Below are 14,914 nucleotides of genomic sequence, written 5' to 3' on the forward strand. Positions count from 1 at the left end.
GCCTACGCGACGCGCACGGCGCCCAGCGGGTGCTCGTGCAAGATGTCGTACAACGTGCTGCGCTCCGCTGCCGGCCGCCCGGCGCGGTGCGCGGCGGCGATCAGCTCCGGCGGGTCGAGCTTGACGCCGTGGTAGGACCCCGCCAACCGCGAGATCGACTCCTCCATCAACGTCCCGCCGAGGTCGTTGACGCCCCAGCGCAGCGCCTCGGTCGCGGCCTCGATGCCCATCTTCACCCACGACGCCTGCACGTTGGTGATGGTCTTGCCGAGCGCGAGCCGGAAGACCGCGGTGTGCTTGAGGTTCTCCTCGCGGGAGATCTCCTCCACCCCGTGCGTGCGGCCCAGGAGCGTCATGAAGGGGATGAACGACAAGGGCACGAACTCGGTGATCCCGCCCGTGCGCTCCTGGAGCTCACGGATGACGCGCAGGTGCTCGGCCAGCTCCCACGGCTCCTCGATGTGCCCGAACATCACCGTCGACGTCGAGCGCAGGCCCGCACGGTGCGACGCCTCGATGACCTCGATCCAACGCGCCACCGGCAGCTTGTTGGGGCTGATCCGCTCGCGGACCCCATCATGGAGGACTTCTGCGGCCGTACCCGGCGTCGAGCCCAGACCCGCGTCGCGCAGCCCGGCGAAGATCTCGCTCAGCGGCAACCCGGAGATGTCCTGCATGTGCGCGATCTCCATCGGCGAGTAGGCGTGGAGGTGCAGATGCGAAGCCTCGTCCTTGGCCACGCGCAGCCAGTGCATGTAGTCCTCGAACGTCCAGTCCGGGTGGATGCCCGACTGGATGCACAGCTCGGTCGCGCCGTAGTCCACCGCCTGGCGCACGCGGCCCCGGAACTCCTCCTCGGAGTGCTGGTAGGCGTCGGGCGAGCGCTTGCCCTGACCGAACCCGCAGAACGCGCAGCCGACCGTGCAGACGTTGGAGACGTTGATGTTGCGGTTGACCACGAAGGTCACCGTGTCGCCCGCCAGCTCGGCACGCAGCTCATCGGCCGCGGCACGCATCTCCTCGATCGCGCCCGCGTCGGTCGACGCGAACATCGCGGTCAGCTCTTCGAGCGATAGCGCCTCACCCGCACGCGCCCGCACGACCGCCGGCCCGACCAGGTCGTTGTTGATGCTGAACGGCGCCTCGGTGCGTCCCGATCCGCGGCGCGGGATGAAGGACCAGTACTTGGTCGTGATCGTGTCCAGCACGCCTTGGGCGACCCAGTCCGAGTCGATGTACTTGCCGTACACGCACAGGCGCTCGGTCAGCGCGACGCCGTCCTGGGCCAGGCGCTTGCGGACCTGGTGCGGGGACGGGAACGGGTGCTCGGGCGAGATGTGGTCGCCGTTGGCCGACAGGCCGCCGAGGTCCGTCGCGCCGGCCGCGACGAGCTCCGGCCAGTGCTCGGAGAGGTTCGGCGGGACCTGGATGCCGACATCAGGCATCAGCTCGCGCGCGACCTTGATGACCTCGATGAGGTCCTCCAGCGAGACGGGCGACGCCCAGTCCGGCACGCCGTGAATCGGGACGTCCCTGAGCCCCGTCCGCCAGAAGCGCTCGGCGGCGTCGGACGCGATGTCCGCGGGCTCCTCGCCGTAGTACTTCCGGTGCGGGACGAAGTTCTGGAGGATGACCTCCTGGAGGTGGCCGTGCTCGGCGTGGATCTCGGCCAAGGCGCGCAGGGCGTCGACGCGGTCCTCCCGCGTCTCGCCGATCCCGAGCAGGATCCCCGACGTGAACGGGATCTTCAGCTCGCCCGCCCAGCGGATCGTCTGAAGGCGCAGCGCCGGGTCCTTGGTCGGCGAGCCCTGGTGGGCGACGAGGTCGTCGCGGACCGACTCCACCATCAATCCCTGCGAGGCGGTGACCTCGCGCAGGCGCGCCAACTCCTCCTTGGTGACCGCGCCGAGGTTGGTGTGCGGCAGCAGCCCGCGCTCCAGCGCGCGCTCGCAGCACCACACCACGTAGGCGACGAAGTCCTCGAAGCCGAGCTCCTCCAGCCGCGCCTTGACGCCGGCGTGGTGGGCAGGGTCATCGCCCGTGAGGATCAGCAGCTCCTTGACGGAGCGCTTGGAGGCGCGATCCAGCAGCGCGAGGACCTCATCCGGCGTGTGCAGGTGGGTCTGGTGCGTCTGGAAGGCGCAGTACTTGCAATGCGAGACGCACGTCCGCGAGAGCGACAGCGTCAGGTTGCGCGAGAAGGTCACACGGCGGCGCACCTGCCTGATCCTACGACGCCGCCGTCGCTACTCTCCCGCGCCGATGTTTCGCCGCCTTGTCATGACCGTGTCGCTGGTCGTCGCCGTGGGGCTCCTCGCGGGCTGCGCCGGGTCCGGAGGCTCCAGCGACAGCCGCCCCGAGCAGGACGCGGATCTGCTCCTGGACTTCGCGCCCAACGCGGTCCATGCCGGCATCTACCTCGCGCTGGAGCGGGGCTACGACGAGGCCGAGGGCGTCGACCTCGACGTCGAGACGCCCGGCCAGTCGACCGACGGGATCAAGGCGCTCTTGAGCGGCCAGGAGGATCTGGCGATCGTCGACATCCACGACCTGGCGATCGCGCAGAGCAAGGGCAAGGACGTCGTCGGGGTGATGGCGATCGTCCAGACGCCGCTGGCAGCCGTCATGGCGCAGCCGGACGTGGCGCGTCCGCGCGACTTGGAGGGCCGCAAGGTCGGCGTGACCGGCCTGCCTTCCGACGACGCCGTCCTGGACAGCGTGGTCAAGGGCGACGGCGGCGACCCTTCGAAGGTGGATCGCGTGACCGTCGGCTTCAACGCCGTGCAGGCGCTGCTGTCCAAGAAGGTCTCCGGCGCGACCGCGTTCTGGAACGCCGAGGGCGTCGCGCTGAAGCAGAAGCGCCCGGGGATCAAGCAGTTCCAGGTCGACGACTACGGCGCGCCGTCCTACCCCGAGCTCGTCCTCACGGTGTCGCGGGAGTACCTGGAGACCGAGAGGCCCGTCGTGCGCGCCACCATCCGCGCGCTACGCCGCGGCTACGAGGGCGCGATGAACGACCCCGAGTCCGCCGTGTCCGCGCTGACCGACGCCGAGCGCTCCCTGAACCGCACCCTGACGGCCGCCGAGCTGGACGCGGTCTCGCCGTCGTTCAAGGCGGGCGCGGCGTTCTACGGCCAGCTGGACCCGGCGACCCTCGGCCCCTGGGCGACCTGGGAGCAGCGCTTCGGGATCGTCAAGGAGAAGCCCGACGTGGCGAAGCTGTTCGACACGTCGATCTCCGGCGCGGGCCTCAAGGACGACCCGAACGCCTAAGCGCCGGGCGTGACCCGGCGCCGCGCGCTTACTGCGCGCGCAGGCGCTTGAACTCTTCCCGAACGGACTCGGGACGGCCCCACATCTGCACGACCTCGACGCGGCCCGAGCGGACCTCGCGGACGACGAGCTCGCCGTCCAGGTTGGCCTGGTCGAGCAGCTTCAGCGCGCCGTGGACGGCGGGCGCCGCGGAGGCGTGGCCGAAGCGATGGGCGATGAGGATGCGCCAATGCCAGTCGTGCTTGGAGTACGGCTGGGCGTTGACCGTGGCGAGGTAGACGGCGGCGTCGACGTAGCGCTCCTCATCGAAGATCCGGACGTCGATCTCGAGATCGGTCCAGTCGTCGGGAAGCGAGTCGACGATCTCCTGGAAGGTGTCGGCGAGGGCCATAGGTGCCTTGCAATGTACCCGTCCAACGCCCGGCGATGAGTTCGCGCGCGCCGTCCCGTCTGAGGAGGCATGAGCACGAGCGCCCGTCCCGTCGTGTCCCCGGCCGAGTGGCAGCACGCCCTCGACGAGCTGCGCGTCAAGGAGAAGTCCGCGACGCGCGTGCTGGACGCCATGGCCGCCGAGCGACGGCGGCTGCCGATGGTCGCGTTCGACCCGACCTACCGGTTCGCGGCGCCGGAGGACGAGGGCGGCGGCACGCGAACGCTGCGGGACCTCTTCGCCGGCCGTCAGCAGCTGATCGTCTACCACTTCATGTTCGAGGACGACGGCGACCCGTGCACGGGCTGCTCGTCGTTCGTCGACAACCTCGGCCACATCGCCCACCTGCATGCACGCGACACGACGTTCGTGCTGACGTCGCGCGCGCCGCAGGAGCAGCTTCAGCCGTTCCGGGCGCGCATGGGCTGGGACGGGATCCCGTGGTACTCGGTCATCGACGAGACCTTCAACGTGGTCTGCGGGATCCGCGGCGCGTTCGGTCTGAGCGTCTTCCTCGCCGAGGACGACGAGGTCTTCCGCACGTACTTCACGACCAACCGCGGAGTTGAAGGCATTGGGTCGGTCTGGGGTCTGCTGGACCGCACGCCGCTCGGCCGCCAGGAGGACTGGGAGGAGTCGCCGCCCGGCACGCCGCAGACGCCGCCCTACACCTGGTGGCGCCTGCACGACGAGTACTAGGCCTTGGCCTTGGCCTTCGCCTTCGCCTTCGCCTTCGCCTAGAAGGACACCAACCCGAACGTGTCCAGCAGCAGGAACACGTTCAGCGCGCTGATGATCGCGGCGACGACTGCGGCGACCGCGGTCGTGATCGGGCGGTTGACCAGCGCGCCCATGACGTCCTTGCGCCGCGTGAGCAGCACGAGCGGGATCAGCGCGAACGGAATGCCGAAGCTCAGGACGACCTGGGAGATCACCAAGGCCTTGGTCGGGTCGACGCCGATCGCCAGGACGACCAGCGCCGGCGCCATCGTGATCGCGCGCCGCAGCGCGAGCGGGATCGTCCGGGCGATGAAGCCCTGCATGACGACCTGGCCGGCGTAGGTGCCGACGCTCGACGACGCGAAGCCGGACGCCAGCAGCGCCAGCGCGAAGGCGATCGCCGCGGACGGGCCGACCATGTCCTTGAAGCCCTGGTGGGCCTTCTCGATCGTGTCGACCTCGGGGCCGTTGTTGAAGAACAGCGATGCGGCGATGACCAACATCGACATGTTGATGAGGCCGGCGATGCCCATCGCGAACGAGACGTCGATGCGGTTGAAGCGCAACAACATGCGCTTCTCGGCGTCGTCCTTGGCGTGCACGCGGTTCTGGGTCAGCGCCGAGTGCAGGTAGATGACGTGCGGCATGACCGTCGCACCGAGGATGCCGACGGCCAGCAGCAGCGAGTCGGAGCCGTCGAGCTTGGGGACGAAGCCCTTGGCGGCGTCGCCGGCGTCGAAGCCGATGCGCAGCGTGTCGTACAGGAAGCCCATCAGGATCACGGCGAGGAAGCCGATGATCGCCAGCTCGAAGCGCCGGTAGCCGCGCGACTGCAGCGCGAGGATCGCGAACGCGGCGACCGCGGTGATCAAGCCTGCCGGCAGCAGCGGGATGCCGAAGAGCAGGTTGAGCGCGATGGCCGCACCGACGAACTCCGCCAGGTCGGTCGCCATCGCGATCAGCTCGGCCTGGATCCAGAGCCCGTAGGTGACCCGCTTCGGGAAGTGCTCGCGGGCCAGCTCGGGGAGGTTGCGGCCGGTGGCGATGCCGATCTTCGCCGAGAGGTTCTGGATCAGCATGGCCATCAAGTTGGCCCCGAGCAGCACCCACAGGAGCATGTACCCGTACTTGGAGCCGCCGGCGATGTTGGTGGCGAAGTTGCCGGGGTCGACGTAGGCGATGCAGGCGACGAACGCGGGACCGAGCAGCGCCATGCGCGCGCCGAAGCCGCGGCGGGTGTGGAGACGATGCTGGCCAGCCTGGCGCAGCGCGTGCGGGCTAGGGAGAGCGGCGGCGTCAGCGGCGCCGCCGCCCGGAGGAGCCGGCGGCGGGGCGTTCATCGGCCGACCTCCACGCGCATCGCGGCAGCGAGCAGGCCGCCGAGCGGGTGGACATCGGGCGAGTCGCCGAAGCGGGCGAACACAGGGCCTCCAAAAGGCTGCTTGTCGACGATCTCGAAGAGATCGCCTGGGGTGATGCCGCGGGCGCCGAGGTAGCGCAGCATCTCGGGGTCGGAGTCGGAGACGCGCACGAAGCGCCCGCTGTCGCCGATGTCGAGCGCGTCCATGCCGACCGTGGGGAACTCCACGATCTTGAGGTCCGCGGTCGGGATCGGATCGCCGTGCGGGTCGATCGTCGGATGGCCGAGCTTGGCGGCGATCAGCTCCTCCAGCTCCTCGGAGAGCACGTGCTCGAGGACCTCGGCCTCGTCGTGGACGCGATCCCACGGCACGTTGAGCTCCTCGGCGAGGAAGCGTTCAAGCAAACGGTGGTGGCGGAGGACTTCGAGCGCGACGTTCATCCCGCGCTCGGTCAGCACGACGCCGCGGTAGGGCACGTGCTCGACGATCCCGAGCCCGTCGAGCTTCTTGACCATCGACGAGGCCGAAGCCGCCGAGACGCCCATGCGCTCAGCGAGCGCGTTGGTCGTCACCGCCGCGCCGTCGGCGCAGCGCTGCTCGAGCGAGTAGATGGCCTTCGCGTAGTCCTGAACGGCTGAAGAGACTTCTAGCGTCATCGCAATTTAGAGTTTAGCCATGACTGAAAATCTTTCAAGGGGATGCACGGAGAGCGCCCTACGGAGTGGCGACCCAAGCGTCGTATGCTCGACTCCATGGCCACCGTCGACGCCCTCCAGACCGGCTACGACGCTTGCGTCAACGGCGTCGGGCTGGTCGATCGCTCGGAAGCCGGCAAGCTGCTGTTGACCGGCCCGCAGGCCCGCGAGTTCCTCGACGGGCAGGTCTCCAACGAGATCAAGACGCTCGCGGCGGGCAGCGGGCGCTACGCGACGTTGTTGACCAACAAGGGCCGGATGCTCGCCGACCTGCGCGTCCTGGCGTTCAGCGAGGAGTCCTTGCTGTTGATCACCGAGCGCCCCGCGCTACAGGTGCTCTTCGACCAGGTCCGCCGCGGGCTGATCGGCTGGCAGGCGGAGCTGCACAAGCGCACGCTGGAGCTGGGGTTGTTGTCGTTGATCGGCCCCCGGAGCGACAACGTCGCGCGCGCCGCCGGGCTACCGCTGCCGGGTGGCGACGAGCACGACGTGGTGGCGCTCGGCGACGACGGCGCGGTGATTCGCACGGATCTCGGGCTGGATGTGCTGCCGGCGACTGACGACGTCGCCGCGGTGCGCTCGTCCCTGCTGGCCGCCGGAGCCGTCGAGACCGCCGAGGACGCCGCGGAGATCGTGCGTGTCGAGACCGGTCGGCCGCGCTTCGGGGTGGACGCCGACGAGTCCGTGATGCCGGAGGAAGCCGGCATCGTCGACCGCGCCGTGAGCTTCAAGAAGGGCTGCTACGTCGGCCAAGAGACCGTCGCGCGCCTGCATTGGAAGGGTAAGCCGAACCGCCACTTGCGCGGCCTGCGCTCGGCCGTCCCGCTCGTGCCGGGCGCGCCGGTGATCTTCGTCCGGGAGGACGGGACGGAGCGCGAGATCGGCCACGTGGGCAGCGCGGTCGTGTCGCCGCGTCTTGGGCCGGTGGCGCTGGCGCTGTTGCGGCGCGAGGCCGAGCCGGGCGCGACGGTGCGGGCGGGCGAGGTCGACGCGGACGTGGTCGCGCTGCCGTTCGCCTGAGGGTTGCGCGGCGCGGCTGCGTCGGGGCGCGGGCGTTGATGGCGTCCAGTGCGGGGCGTTGGTCGGTGGTGTGGGGCGGGGTCTGTTGGCACCGAAGGGCGTGAGGCTGTTGTGGCGTGGCGACCGCTTGGGGTGTGGATCGTCGCTGTGGGCGCTGCCAGGGGCGGGGATTTACAGCCGCATCAAGACATCAGACTCGGCCTCCACGGCGGTCCCTCGACCGCTGGGGTTCGAGGGAACCGGGGTTTCGGAGATCCGGGTCGCTGCAACCGGAATATGTCCGGCTCAAGCGACCCGCACCTCGAAATCCGGGATCCGGGTCGCTGAGAGCTGCACATGCCAGCTCGGAGCGACCCGCACCTCGAAACCGAGGTCCGGGTCGAGTTAGCGTCGATATACGACGCTCAAACGACCCGAACCCCCAAATGCGCGTCCTTTCGGCCCGAACCCTCAAACCCCAAGGCCAACGGACGCCCCACGAGGCCCGCATTCATGTCTTGATGCGCTGTAAATCCCCGCCGCCGGAATCGCCCGAGGCGACCATCCACACCGCTAGCGGCGGCCACGCCTCAACAGCCTCACGCCCTTCGGTGCCGACAGACCACGCCCCGCACCGCCCGCAAAGTCCCGCACTGAACGCCACGAACGCCCGCGCCACGGCCCAGGCGGACAGCAGCCACACCAGAACGGTCCGTCACGCCCCCCGCGCCCCCTTGGCGCGACCCCAACCCCTGGCGCGAGGCCGTCGCGTCCGTCCTAACGACGGGCCTCGCGCCAGCGGCCGGAGCTGCCGCCGGACCGCGCGCCCAGCCCCTCAGCCGCTGCTGGGCGCGCGTCCTTCGGCGTGACGGACCCGCCCGATGGGAGGTCCCTCTCTTCCGTTCGCGGCGATCCTTGCCACGTCAACCGATCTCCGTCGCCCGCATACGCACGCTCCGTCGGCACGGCTGCAATTTCCTTGGCAGATCTTGCACAACTTCTAGGGTCTGCGCGCTCGAACATACGCCGACTCGCGCCCCACTTCAGGGGAGGTGGCATGTCTGTTTGCGGACCTTGGACGCTGCGCGCTAGACCGGCCCCGCGGCCAGCGCTCGCCCCGCGAACTTCCGCACGCGCGCCGACGAGGTCTCCGAGCTCAACGCCAGCTCCAGCGACGGGTGCGATGCCAGCCACGTCGTGGCGATTCGCAGCGCGGCGACCTCGTCGGGCGACGCGCTCCCTGGACCGCCGCGGCCGTCGCCGCCGCGCAGCGCCCGCTCGGTCCGCTCCCAGGCCTCGTCGGCGTCGACCAGCGGCGCCCAGTCCGCCACGCGCCCGCCGACCAGCCAGATCGCGTCGAACACCGCGCGCTCGGGATGCGACGCCAGCACCAGGCGAGGCCGCGCGTGCGTGGCCGCGACAGAGGAGCCGAGGCGATCGAGCAGGACCGCGATCCGCGCGCGACGCCGCAACAGCCACGCCGCGCGCTCGAACCGCTCGTCCGCCGCTGCCGCGCGCATCTCGGCGTCGAGGTGCTCGAGCAGCGCGGGGCGCTCCCCGGAGAAGAGGTCCAGCGCGGCGTCCAACCGCCGCCGGTAGGCATTGGGGTCGAGGTCGCCAAGGCAGGGCGACACGCACCGCCCCATCTGCCCGTAAGCGCTCGGGAACTCGCGTCGCTTCATCCCCCGCCCGCAGTGCCGCAGCCCGAACAGCGACTGCAACTGCTCCATCAACTCCAGCGCCGCGAACCGCCCACGCAGCGGCCCGACGTTGACCGCCAGCCCCGGCGCCGGCTCCGGCGCGACCTCCAGGATCGGGAACGGGATGTCCAGGCGACAGCGCAGGTACACCCACGTGTCCTCGTGCTTCATCCGCTGGTTGCCCGGCGGCTTCAGCTCGCGGATCAGCGCATGCTCGCGCAGCAGCGCGCCGAGCTCGGACCGCGTCTCCTCCCAGTCGACCGTCTCGGCCTGCGCGACCCAACCCGTGTCCGGCGACGACGGCCGGAAGTGCGCCTTGGCCCGCCCACGGATGTCCACCGACTTGCCGACATACAGCGGTTGACCCGCCGCGTTGCGGAAGATGTACACCCCAGGTTCAGAAGGCAACCCAGAACAGTCCACCTTGCGCCGCCGCGTGCCGAGCATCGACACGCCGCCGTCGGTCCGCCCACCCCGCGCCGCCCGACGCCTGCGCGACTTCAACAACGACAACGCTCCCGCCACCGACCCCGTGTTCGCGCACAGCCGCGGGAACAGCGCGCAGAACACGCGCGCGCACGTCTCCGCGTCGGCCAGCGCGCGGTGCGTCGTCTCGACCTCGATCCCCAGCGACTCGGCCAACGGCGCCAACTTCCGCTGCCGCGCCAACGGATGCAGCTGGCGCGCCAAAGCCACCGTGCACAGCGTCGGCGGATCCGGCCACCCGAGCCCCGCTCGCTCGAACGCCTGCGCCAGCACGCGCCGGTCGAACGACGCGTTGTGCGCGACCAGCACGCGCCCTTCCATCTGCTCGAGCAGATCCGGCAGCGTCGCCTCCGCGGGCGGCGCCGCGTCGACCATCTCCTGCGTCACGCCCGTGAACCGCTGGATCCCGCGCGACAGCGGCGCCCGCACCGGCACGAGCGTCTCCCAGCGCTCGTGCAGCTCGCCCCCTCCGACCAGCACCGCGCCGATCTCGGTGACCTCGCAGCGGTCGCCCGCCAACCCATTGGTCTCGGTGTCGACGACCAAGAACTCGGTGGTCGCGAGAGGGGCATCAAGCAGCGAAGAAGCGGAGGCGAGCATACGAACGTGTGTTTGTACTCCCACGCTCGGACACCTTGAAAGGCGCATTGCGACCGCCGAGGTGGCTACCGTGACGGGGCATGACGACGTACGCCCCGCACGACGCAGCACTGGACGAGCGCACCCGGCAGGCGTGGGCCGCCTACCGCGACGACCTGTCCGAGCTCTCGGGCAAGGCGTATGACGAGGCCGAGACCACCGCCTGGGAGCACCTCCAGGAGACCCTCCGCGACATCGCCGAGGACCGCGCTGCGCTCCACACCGGTGGAGCTTCCGAGCACTAAACTTCACTCCGAAGCACCGGACGATGGCGCGAAGCGCGCCGAGCGGCTAGGGTTCCGGCCGGGTCGCACGTTCACCGCCCTCCGGGCCGGGGTATGAGGCGGACCCGGGTCGAGGATGAGGAGCCAGAGGCCACCACTGCTGAGCGGGACACGACGCCGAGCGTCCGCGTTCGCCTGCGCGCTTATCGCCGCGGGCACGCTGACCTCCTGCGGCAGCGACGACGGCGCCAAGTACGCCAACGCCAAGCGCCCGCCCCGGCCGATCGTGATCTCCGCGTCGATCAACGACGACTCGGTCGTGGTCTCGCCGAAGAAGTTCGGCGCGGGCCCGATCACGTTGGTGATCTCCAACCAGTCGACGGCCTCTCAGCAGGTGACGCTGGAGACCGAGGACGATCCCGGCGGCAGCAGCCCCGGCCAGAAGGCGATCGAGACCGGCCCGATCAACCCGCGCGAGACCGCGTCGGTCAAGGGCGACGTGGGCGAGGGCAGCTACACCCTGCACGTCGGCGGCGACGAGATCCGCGCCGCACGCGTGACGGTCGGTACCAAGCGCCCGTCCGCGCAGAACGACCTGCTCCAGCCCTAGGGGCCCGGCCCACCCGCCCAGCATGCGAGGATGTGGGTCGTGCCGCGTCGTCGCCTGATCCCGCTGACCGCCCTCGGCGCCGCCGCCGCGCTCGCGGCGGCCATCGCCGGCCCCGGCTCGCCCGCCGGCGCCGCGCAGACCCAGTCGCAGAAGGTCTTCACGCAGAAGCTGATCGACGACGCCAAGACGAGCTCCGGCGTCAAGAAGATGCTGCAGGCCAAGACCGCGATCGTCGACCCGCGCTCGGGCTTCGTCGACGTCACCGGCGACGGCCGCCAGGACGCGCTGATCCTCGTCTCGACCGGCGGCGCCGGCGGCGCGGTCGCGCTGTACGTCTTCTCCACCCACGGCCAGAAGACGACCGACGACACGTCGTTGAAGGTCGTCTTCCGCCTGCAGTCGCTCTACGACGCGACGCTGCGGATCAGCGGCCAGACGATCAGCATCCTCGAGCCGCACTGGGAGAAGGGCGACGACCTCTGCTGCCCAGACAAGCTCCGCGAGCGCGACTACGCCTTCGACGCTAAGGCGCTCACGTTCCGCCGCACGGCGGACAAGGACATCGACTACACGTCGACGTCCACGACCGGCGCGTCGACGACGACGCCCGGCACCACGCAGTAGCGCCGCCGCCGACCGCGCCGCCGCCGTCCGCGCACGCAGATCCTTGCTTGCGCAATCGCTACGCGTGCGCAACACTTGCTTACGTGCATGCAAGCAATGCATCGACGGAAGCGACCGGCGCCGAGGTGGAGACCACCCCCGCGGCCCTCGCCGGCGTGCTGCTGGACCTGTGGCGCGAGATCCTGAAGGGGTCCACGCGCGACCTGTACAAGCTGCTCGCCGAGGTCGACCTCTCGATGACGCAGATCAAGCTGCTGCACGTCCTCGTCGAGTGCGAGACCGAGATCTCGGTCAAGGAGCTCGCCGAGGCGCTAAGCATGTCCCTCCCCAACGCCTCCCGGACCGTCGACGGCCTGCTTCAACGCGGGCTCGTCGAGCGCCGGGAGGACGAGCACGACCGGCGCGTCAAGCGCGTGGGCGCCACCGAGGCCGCCCGCGTGCTGATCGACCGCGTCGACACCGCGCGGCTCCAGGGCCTTGAAGCCTGGGCCGCCGACCTCTCCCCCGTCCAGCGGGCCAAGCTGCTGGACGCCCTCTCCGATCTCCCCAAGAAGGAGCGCCGCCGATGACCTCCCAAGCCGCGCTGCGCACGCGCTTCGTCAACGAGGACAACCGCCGCTGGTGGACCCTCGCTGCGATGTGCTTCGCCCTGTTCATGATCATGTTGGACAACACGGTCGTGAACGTGGCGCTGCCGTCGATCCAGACCGACCTCGGAGCCTCGATCTCCGGGTTGGAGTGGACCGTCAACGCCTACACCTTGTCCTTCGCCGTCCTGCTCGTCACGGGCGGCCGGCTCGGCGACCTCTTCGGCCGCCGCAAGATGTTCCTCTTCGGCGTCGTCGTCTTCGGCGCGTCGTCCGCGCTGATCGCGCTCGCTCAAAGCGAAGCCTGGCTCGTGACCTTCCGCGCCGTCCAGGGCATCGGCGCGGCGTTCATGATGCCCGCGACGCTCTCGATCATCTCCAACGCCTTCCCGCCCGAAGAGCGCGGCAAGGCGATCGGCACGTGGGCGGGCGTCTCCGCGCTCGCGCTCGCCATTGGCCCGGTCGTCGGCGGGTTCTTGGTGGAGAACGTCTCCTGGCAGTCGATCTTCCTGCTGAACCTGCCGGTCGCCGCGGTGGCCGTCGTCGTGACGCTGTTCGCGACGCACGAGTCCCGCGACGAGACCGCGCCGCCGTCGATCGACTTCGCGGGCGTGAGCGCGATCACCGTCGGCCTCGCCGCGCTGGTCCTCGCGCTCGTGCAGGGGAACTCGTGGGGCTGGGGCTCGGGCCGGATCGTCGGCCTGCTGGCCGTCGCGGTCGTCGGCCTGGTCGCCTTCGCGGTCGCCGAGACGCGGGTGAGCAACCCGATGGTCGACTTCAAGTTCTTCAAGTCGCGCTCGTTCGCCGGGGCCAACATGGTGGCCTTCATCGTCAGCTTCGCGATGCTCGCGACGTTCTTCTTCTTCGCCTTGTACCTGCAGAACGTCCGCGGCTACTCGCCGTTGCAGACCGGCGTGCGCTTCCTGCCGATGACCGTGGTCATCATCTTCGCCGGGCCGATCGCCGGACGGTTGAGCGACAAGATCGGGCCGCGGCCGCTGATGACCGCCGGCCTGGTCCTGAACGCGATCAGCCTCTTCTGGCAGGGCCACCTCGAGGTCGACACGCCCTACACGACCTTGTTGGGGTCCTTCATCCTGATGGGCCTCGGCATGGGCCTGGTCATGTCGCCGATGAGCACCGCGGCGATGAACTCCGTCGACGCGACCAAGGCCGGCGTGGCCTCCGGCGTGTTGTCGATGAGCCGCATGGTCGGCGGCACGTTCGGCGTCGCCGCGATGGGCGCGCTGATCAGCGGCCTAGGCCGCCACCAGCTCGACCAGTCCCTCCCGCAGCTCTCGGCCGACGCGCGCGAGAAGCTCGCCGACGGCCTCGGCGCGGGCGCCGCAGGTGACACCACCGCCCAGGTCAACAGCGCCGTCCAGGACGCGTTCCTGTACGCGTTGAACGACTCGCTGCGGATCGCGTCGCTCGTCGCGCTGCTCGGCGCGGTCGTGGCCTGGGTGCTGATCGAGCCGACCACGCCCAAGCGCGAGATGACGCCAGAGGCCGAAGCCGAAGCGGAGCTGGTCGGCGTCTAGCCCACGGCTCTGTCCTGCACCGGCGTCAGCATTGGCGCCGGTGCAGATCCTCCACGCGGTCGATGACCCCAAGATCCCCGAGCTGCTCGCCAAGAACGAGTTCTTCTGGCTGAAGGTGCACGGCTGCTCCACCGAGCAGATCGCCGAGCTCGGGAAGGAGTTCGGGCTGCACCCGCTGGCGATCGAGGACAGCCAGGAGTTCGGGCAGCGGCCGAAGCTCGACGACTACGAGAGCGCGGCGTTGCTCGTCTACTACGGCGTCGATCCGGACGGGACGCCGGTCGAGGTCCACTTCCACGTCAGCGGCGCGTGGATGATCACGATCCACGAAGAGGGTCACGAGATCTTCCATCAGGCAGTCAAGCGCCTGGGCTCTGAGCCGCCGAAGACCGAGGAGGAGGCGATCTACCGCGTCCTCGATGCGCTGACCGACTCGTTCTTCCCGGTGCTCGACGGCATCGACGACCGCATCGACGACCTGATGGACGCGATGATGGAGAAGCCGTCCCAGGACCAGCGCCAGGAGCTGTTTCACCTGCGCCGCAAGCTGATCGAGCTGCGCCGGATCGCCACACCGCAGCGCGACATCCTCGCCCGCGGCGGCGACGTGCTCGGCCGCCTGCCGGGCCTGGAGGCCGACGACGCCCGCGACTGGTTCCGCGACGTCTACGACCACCTCGTGCGCATCAGCGAGCTGATCGACTCCTACCGCGACCTGCTCGCGGGCGCGCTGGACCTCTACCTCTCCACCGTCTCCAACCGGCTGAACTCGATCTCGGCGCAGCTGACGATCGTCGCCACGATCTTCCTGCCCCTGACGTTCGTCACCGGCTTCTTCGGCCAGAACTTCGGGATGCTCGTGCGTCACATCAACTCCGCCGCGGCCTTCTGGGGCTACGGCGTGGGCTCGATGGTCATCTCGGCGGCGCTGCTGTTCTGGTTCTTCAAGCGGCAGGGCTTCTTCAACACGTCCGAGTGAACGCGCACGTTCCGCGGCGCCTTAACCCGATCTGGCGTAATCTTCC

14 protein-coding genes are annotated in these 14,914 nt (G+C 69.8%); 9 read left to right on the forward strand and 5 right to left on the reverse strand.

All coding sequences use genetic code 11. The features are described from left to right. Window positions 1–2 precede the first annotated feature (2 nt). Complete coding sequence (gene cofH, locus ACT01A_RS06435) at window positions 3–2,219, reverse strand: 5-amino-6-(D-ribitylamino)uracil--L-tyrosine 4-hydroxyphenyl transferase CofH (protein WP_445151413.1); 2,217 nt, start codon at window positions 2,217–2,219, stop codon at window positions 3–5. A 43-nt stretch (window positions 2,220–2,262) separates the two neighbouring features. Here cofH and ACT01A_RS06440 point away from each other — a divergent pair, with 43 nt between their 5' ends. Next, window positions 2,263–3,273, forward strand: coding sequence for an ABC transporter substrate-binding protein (locus ACT01A_RS06440; protein WP_445151414.1), 1,011 nt, complete (start codon window positions 2,263–2,265; stop codon window positions 3,271–3,273). Window positions 3,274–3,301: 28 nt separating this feature from the next. Here ACT01A_RS06440 and ACT01A_RS06445 read toward each other — a convergent pair whose 3' ends face one another. Further along, on the reverse strand, window positions 3,302–3,664 hold the full coding sequence (locus ACT01A_RS06445; RefSeq protein ID WP_445151415.1) for a hypothetical protein: 363 nt from the start codon (window positions 3,662–3,664) through the stop codon (window positions 3,302–3,304). Between the two features lie 69 nt (window positions 3,665–3,733). Here ACT01A_RS06445 and ACT01A_RS06450 point away from each other — a divergent pair, with 69 nt between their 5' ends. Further along, window positions 3,734–4,402 carry a DUF899 domain-containing protein gene (locus tag ACT01A_RS06450; protein ID WP_445151416.1) on the forward strand — a complete coding sequence of 223 codons (669 nt, stop codon included), beginning with the start codon at window positions 3,734–3,736 and terminating at the stop codon, window positions 4,400–4,402. Window positions 4,403–4,440: 38 nt separating this feature from the next. Here the strand turns inward: ACT01A_RS06450 and ACT01A_RS06455 are convergent, their stop codons facing one another. Together ACT01A_RS06455 and ACT01A_RS06460 are read right to left on the reverse strand one after the other, a co-directional pair. Then, window positions 4,441–5,763, reverse strand: coding sequence for an Nramp family divalent metal transporter (locus ACT01A_RS06455; RefSeq protein ID WP_445151417.1), 1,323 nt, complete (start codon window positions 5,761–5,763; stop codon window positions 4,441–4,443). Next, window positions 5,760–6,440, reverse strand: a complete 681-nt coding sequence (locus tag ACT01A_RS06460) for a metal-dependent transcriptional regulator (protein WP_445151418.1) — start codon at window positions 6,438–6,440, stop codon at window positions 5,760–5,762. The genes ACT01A_RS06455 and ACT01A_RS06460 overlap by 4 nt, the downstream gene beginning before the upstream one ends. Before the next feature lie 96 nt (window positions 6,441–6,536). Here ACT01A_RS06460 and ygfZ point away from each other — a divergent pair, with 96 nt between their 5' ends. Continuing rightward, window positions 6,537–7,499, forward strand: a complete 963-nt coding sequence (gene ygfZ, locus ACT01A_RS06465; protein WP_445151419.1) for a CAF17-like 4Fe-4S cluster assembly/insertion protein YgfZ — start codon at window positions 6,537–6,539, stop codon at window positions 7,497–7,499. Window positions 7,500–8,566: 1,067 nt separating this feature from the next. Here the strand turns inward: ygfZ and ACT01A_RS06470 are convergent. Further along, the gene (locus tag ACT01A_RS06470) at window positions 8,567–10,264 is read right to left on the reverse strand and encodes an exonuclease domain-containing protein (RefSeq protein WP_445151420.1); all 1,698 of its coding nucleotides are present in this window, start codon (window positions 10,262–10,264) and stop codon (window positions 8,567–8,569) included. Between the two features lie 80 nt (window positions 10,265–10,344). Between ACT01A_RS06470 and ACT01A_RS06475 the strand changes: the two genes are divergently transcribed. The 6 genes from ACT01A_RS06475 to ACT01A_RS06500 all read left to right on the forward strand — a co-directional run bounded on the left by ACT01A_RS06475 (window position 10,345) and on the right by ACT01A_RS06500 (window position 14,868). Beyond that, entirely contained in the window at window positions 10,345–10,548 is a 204-nt protein-coding gene (locus tag ACT01A_RS06475; protein WP_445151421.1) for a hypothetical protein, read from the forward strand. 115 nt (window positions 10,549–10,663) lie between these two features. After that, on the forward strand, window positions 10,664–11,137 hold the full coding sequence (locus tag ACT01A_RS06480) for a hypothetical protein (protein WP_445151422.1): 474 nt from the start codon (window positions 10,664–10,666) through the stop codon (window positions 11,135–11,137). A gap of 39 nt (window positions 11,138–11,176) precedes the next feature. Next, on the forward strand, window positions 11,177–11,761 hold the full coding sequence (locus tag ACT01A_RS06485; protein ID WP_445151423.1) for a hypothetical protein: 585 nt from the start codon (window positions 11,177–11,179) through the stop codon (window positions 11,759–11,761). Between the two features lie 125 nt (window positions 11,762–11,886). Continuing rightward, complete coding sequence (locus ACT01A_RS06490) at window positions 11,887–12,330, forward strand: MarR family winged helix-turn-helix transcriptional regulator (protein ID WP_445151424.1); 444 nt, start codon at window positions 11,887–11,889, stop codon at window positions 12,328–12,330. Next, the gene (locus ACT01A_RS06495) at window positions 12,327–13,889 is read left to right on the forward strand and encodes an MFS transporter (RefSeq protein ID WP_445151425.1); all 1,563 of its coding nucleotides are present in this window, start codon (window positions 12,327–12,329) and stop codon (window positions 13,887–13,889) included. The genes ACT01A_RS06490 and ACT01A_RS06495 overlap by 4 nt, the downstream gene beginning before the upstream one ends. Window positions 13,890–13,929: 40 nt before the next feature. After that, window positions 13,930–14,868 (forward strand): magnesium transporter CorA family protein, encoded by a 939-nt coding sequence (locus tag ACT01A_RS06500; protein ID WP_445151426.1) that lies wholly within the window; start codon window positions 13,930–13,932, stop codon window positions 14,866–14,868. The last annotated feature ends 46 nt before the right edge of the window (window positions 14,869–14,914 follow it).

The sequence above is a fragment of the Baekduia sp. Peel2402 genome (assembly GCF_052567285.1).

Coding starts and splice junctions, on each gene's coding strand:
- ACT01A_RS06440 (WP_445151414.1), top strand. CDS start 2,263: ATGTTTCGCCGCCTTGTCATGACCGTGTCGCTGGTCGTCGCCGTGGGG.
- ygfZ (WP_445151419.1), top strand. CDS start 6,537: ATGGCCACCGTCGACGCCCTCCAGACCGGCTACGACGCTTGCGTCAAC.
- ACT01A_RS06450 (WP_445151416.1), top strand. CDS start 3,734: ATGAGCACGAGCGCCCGTCCCGTCGTGTCCCCGGCCGAGTGGCAGCAC.
- ACT01A_RS06495 (WP_445151425.1), top strand. CDS start 12,327: ATGACCTCCCAAGCCGCGCTGCGCACGCGCTTCGTCAACGAGGACAAC.
- ACT01A_RS06445 (WP_445151415.1), bottom strand. CDS start 3,664: ATGGCCCTCGCCGACACCTTCCAGGAGATCGTCGACTCGCTTCCCGAC.
- ACT01A_RS06470 (WP_445151420.1), bottom strand. CDS start 10,264: ATGCTCGCCTCCGCTTCTTCGCTGCTTGATGCCCCTCTCGCGACCACC.
- ACT01A_RS06475 (WP_445151421.1), top strand. CDS start 10,345: ATGACGACGTACGCCCCGCACGACGCAGCACTGGACGAGCGCACCCGG.
- ACT01A_RS06460 (WP_445151418.1), bottom strand. CDS start 6,440: ATGACGCTAGAAGTCTCTTCAGCCGTTCAGGACTACGCGAAGGCCATC.
- ACT01A_RS06455 (WP_445151417.1), bottom strand. CDS start 5,763: ATGAACGCCCCGCCGCCGGCTCCTCCGGGCGGCGGCGCCGCTGACGCC.
- ACT01A_RS06480 (WP_445151422.1), top strand. CDS start 10,664: ATGAGGAGCCAGAGGCCACCACTGCTGAGCGGGACACGACGCCGAGCG.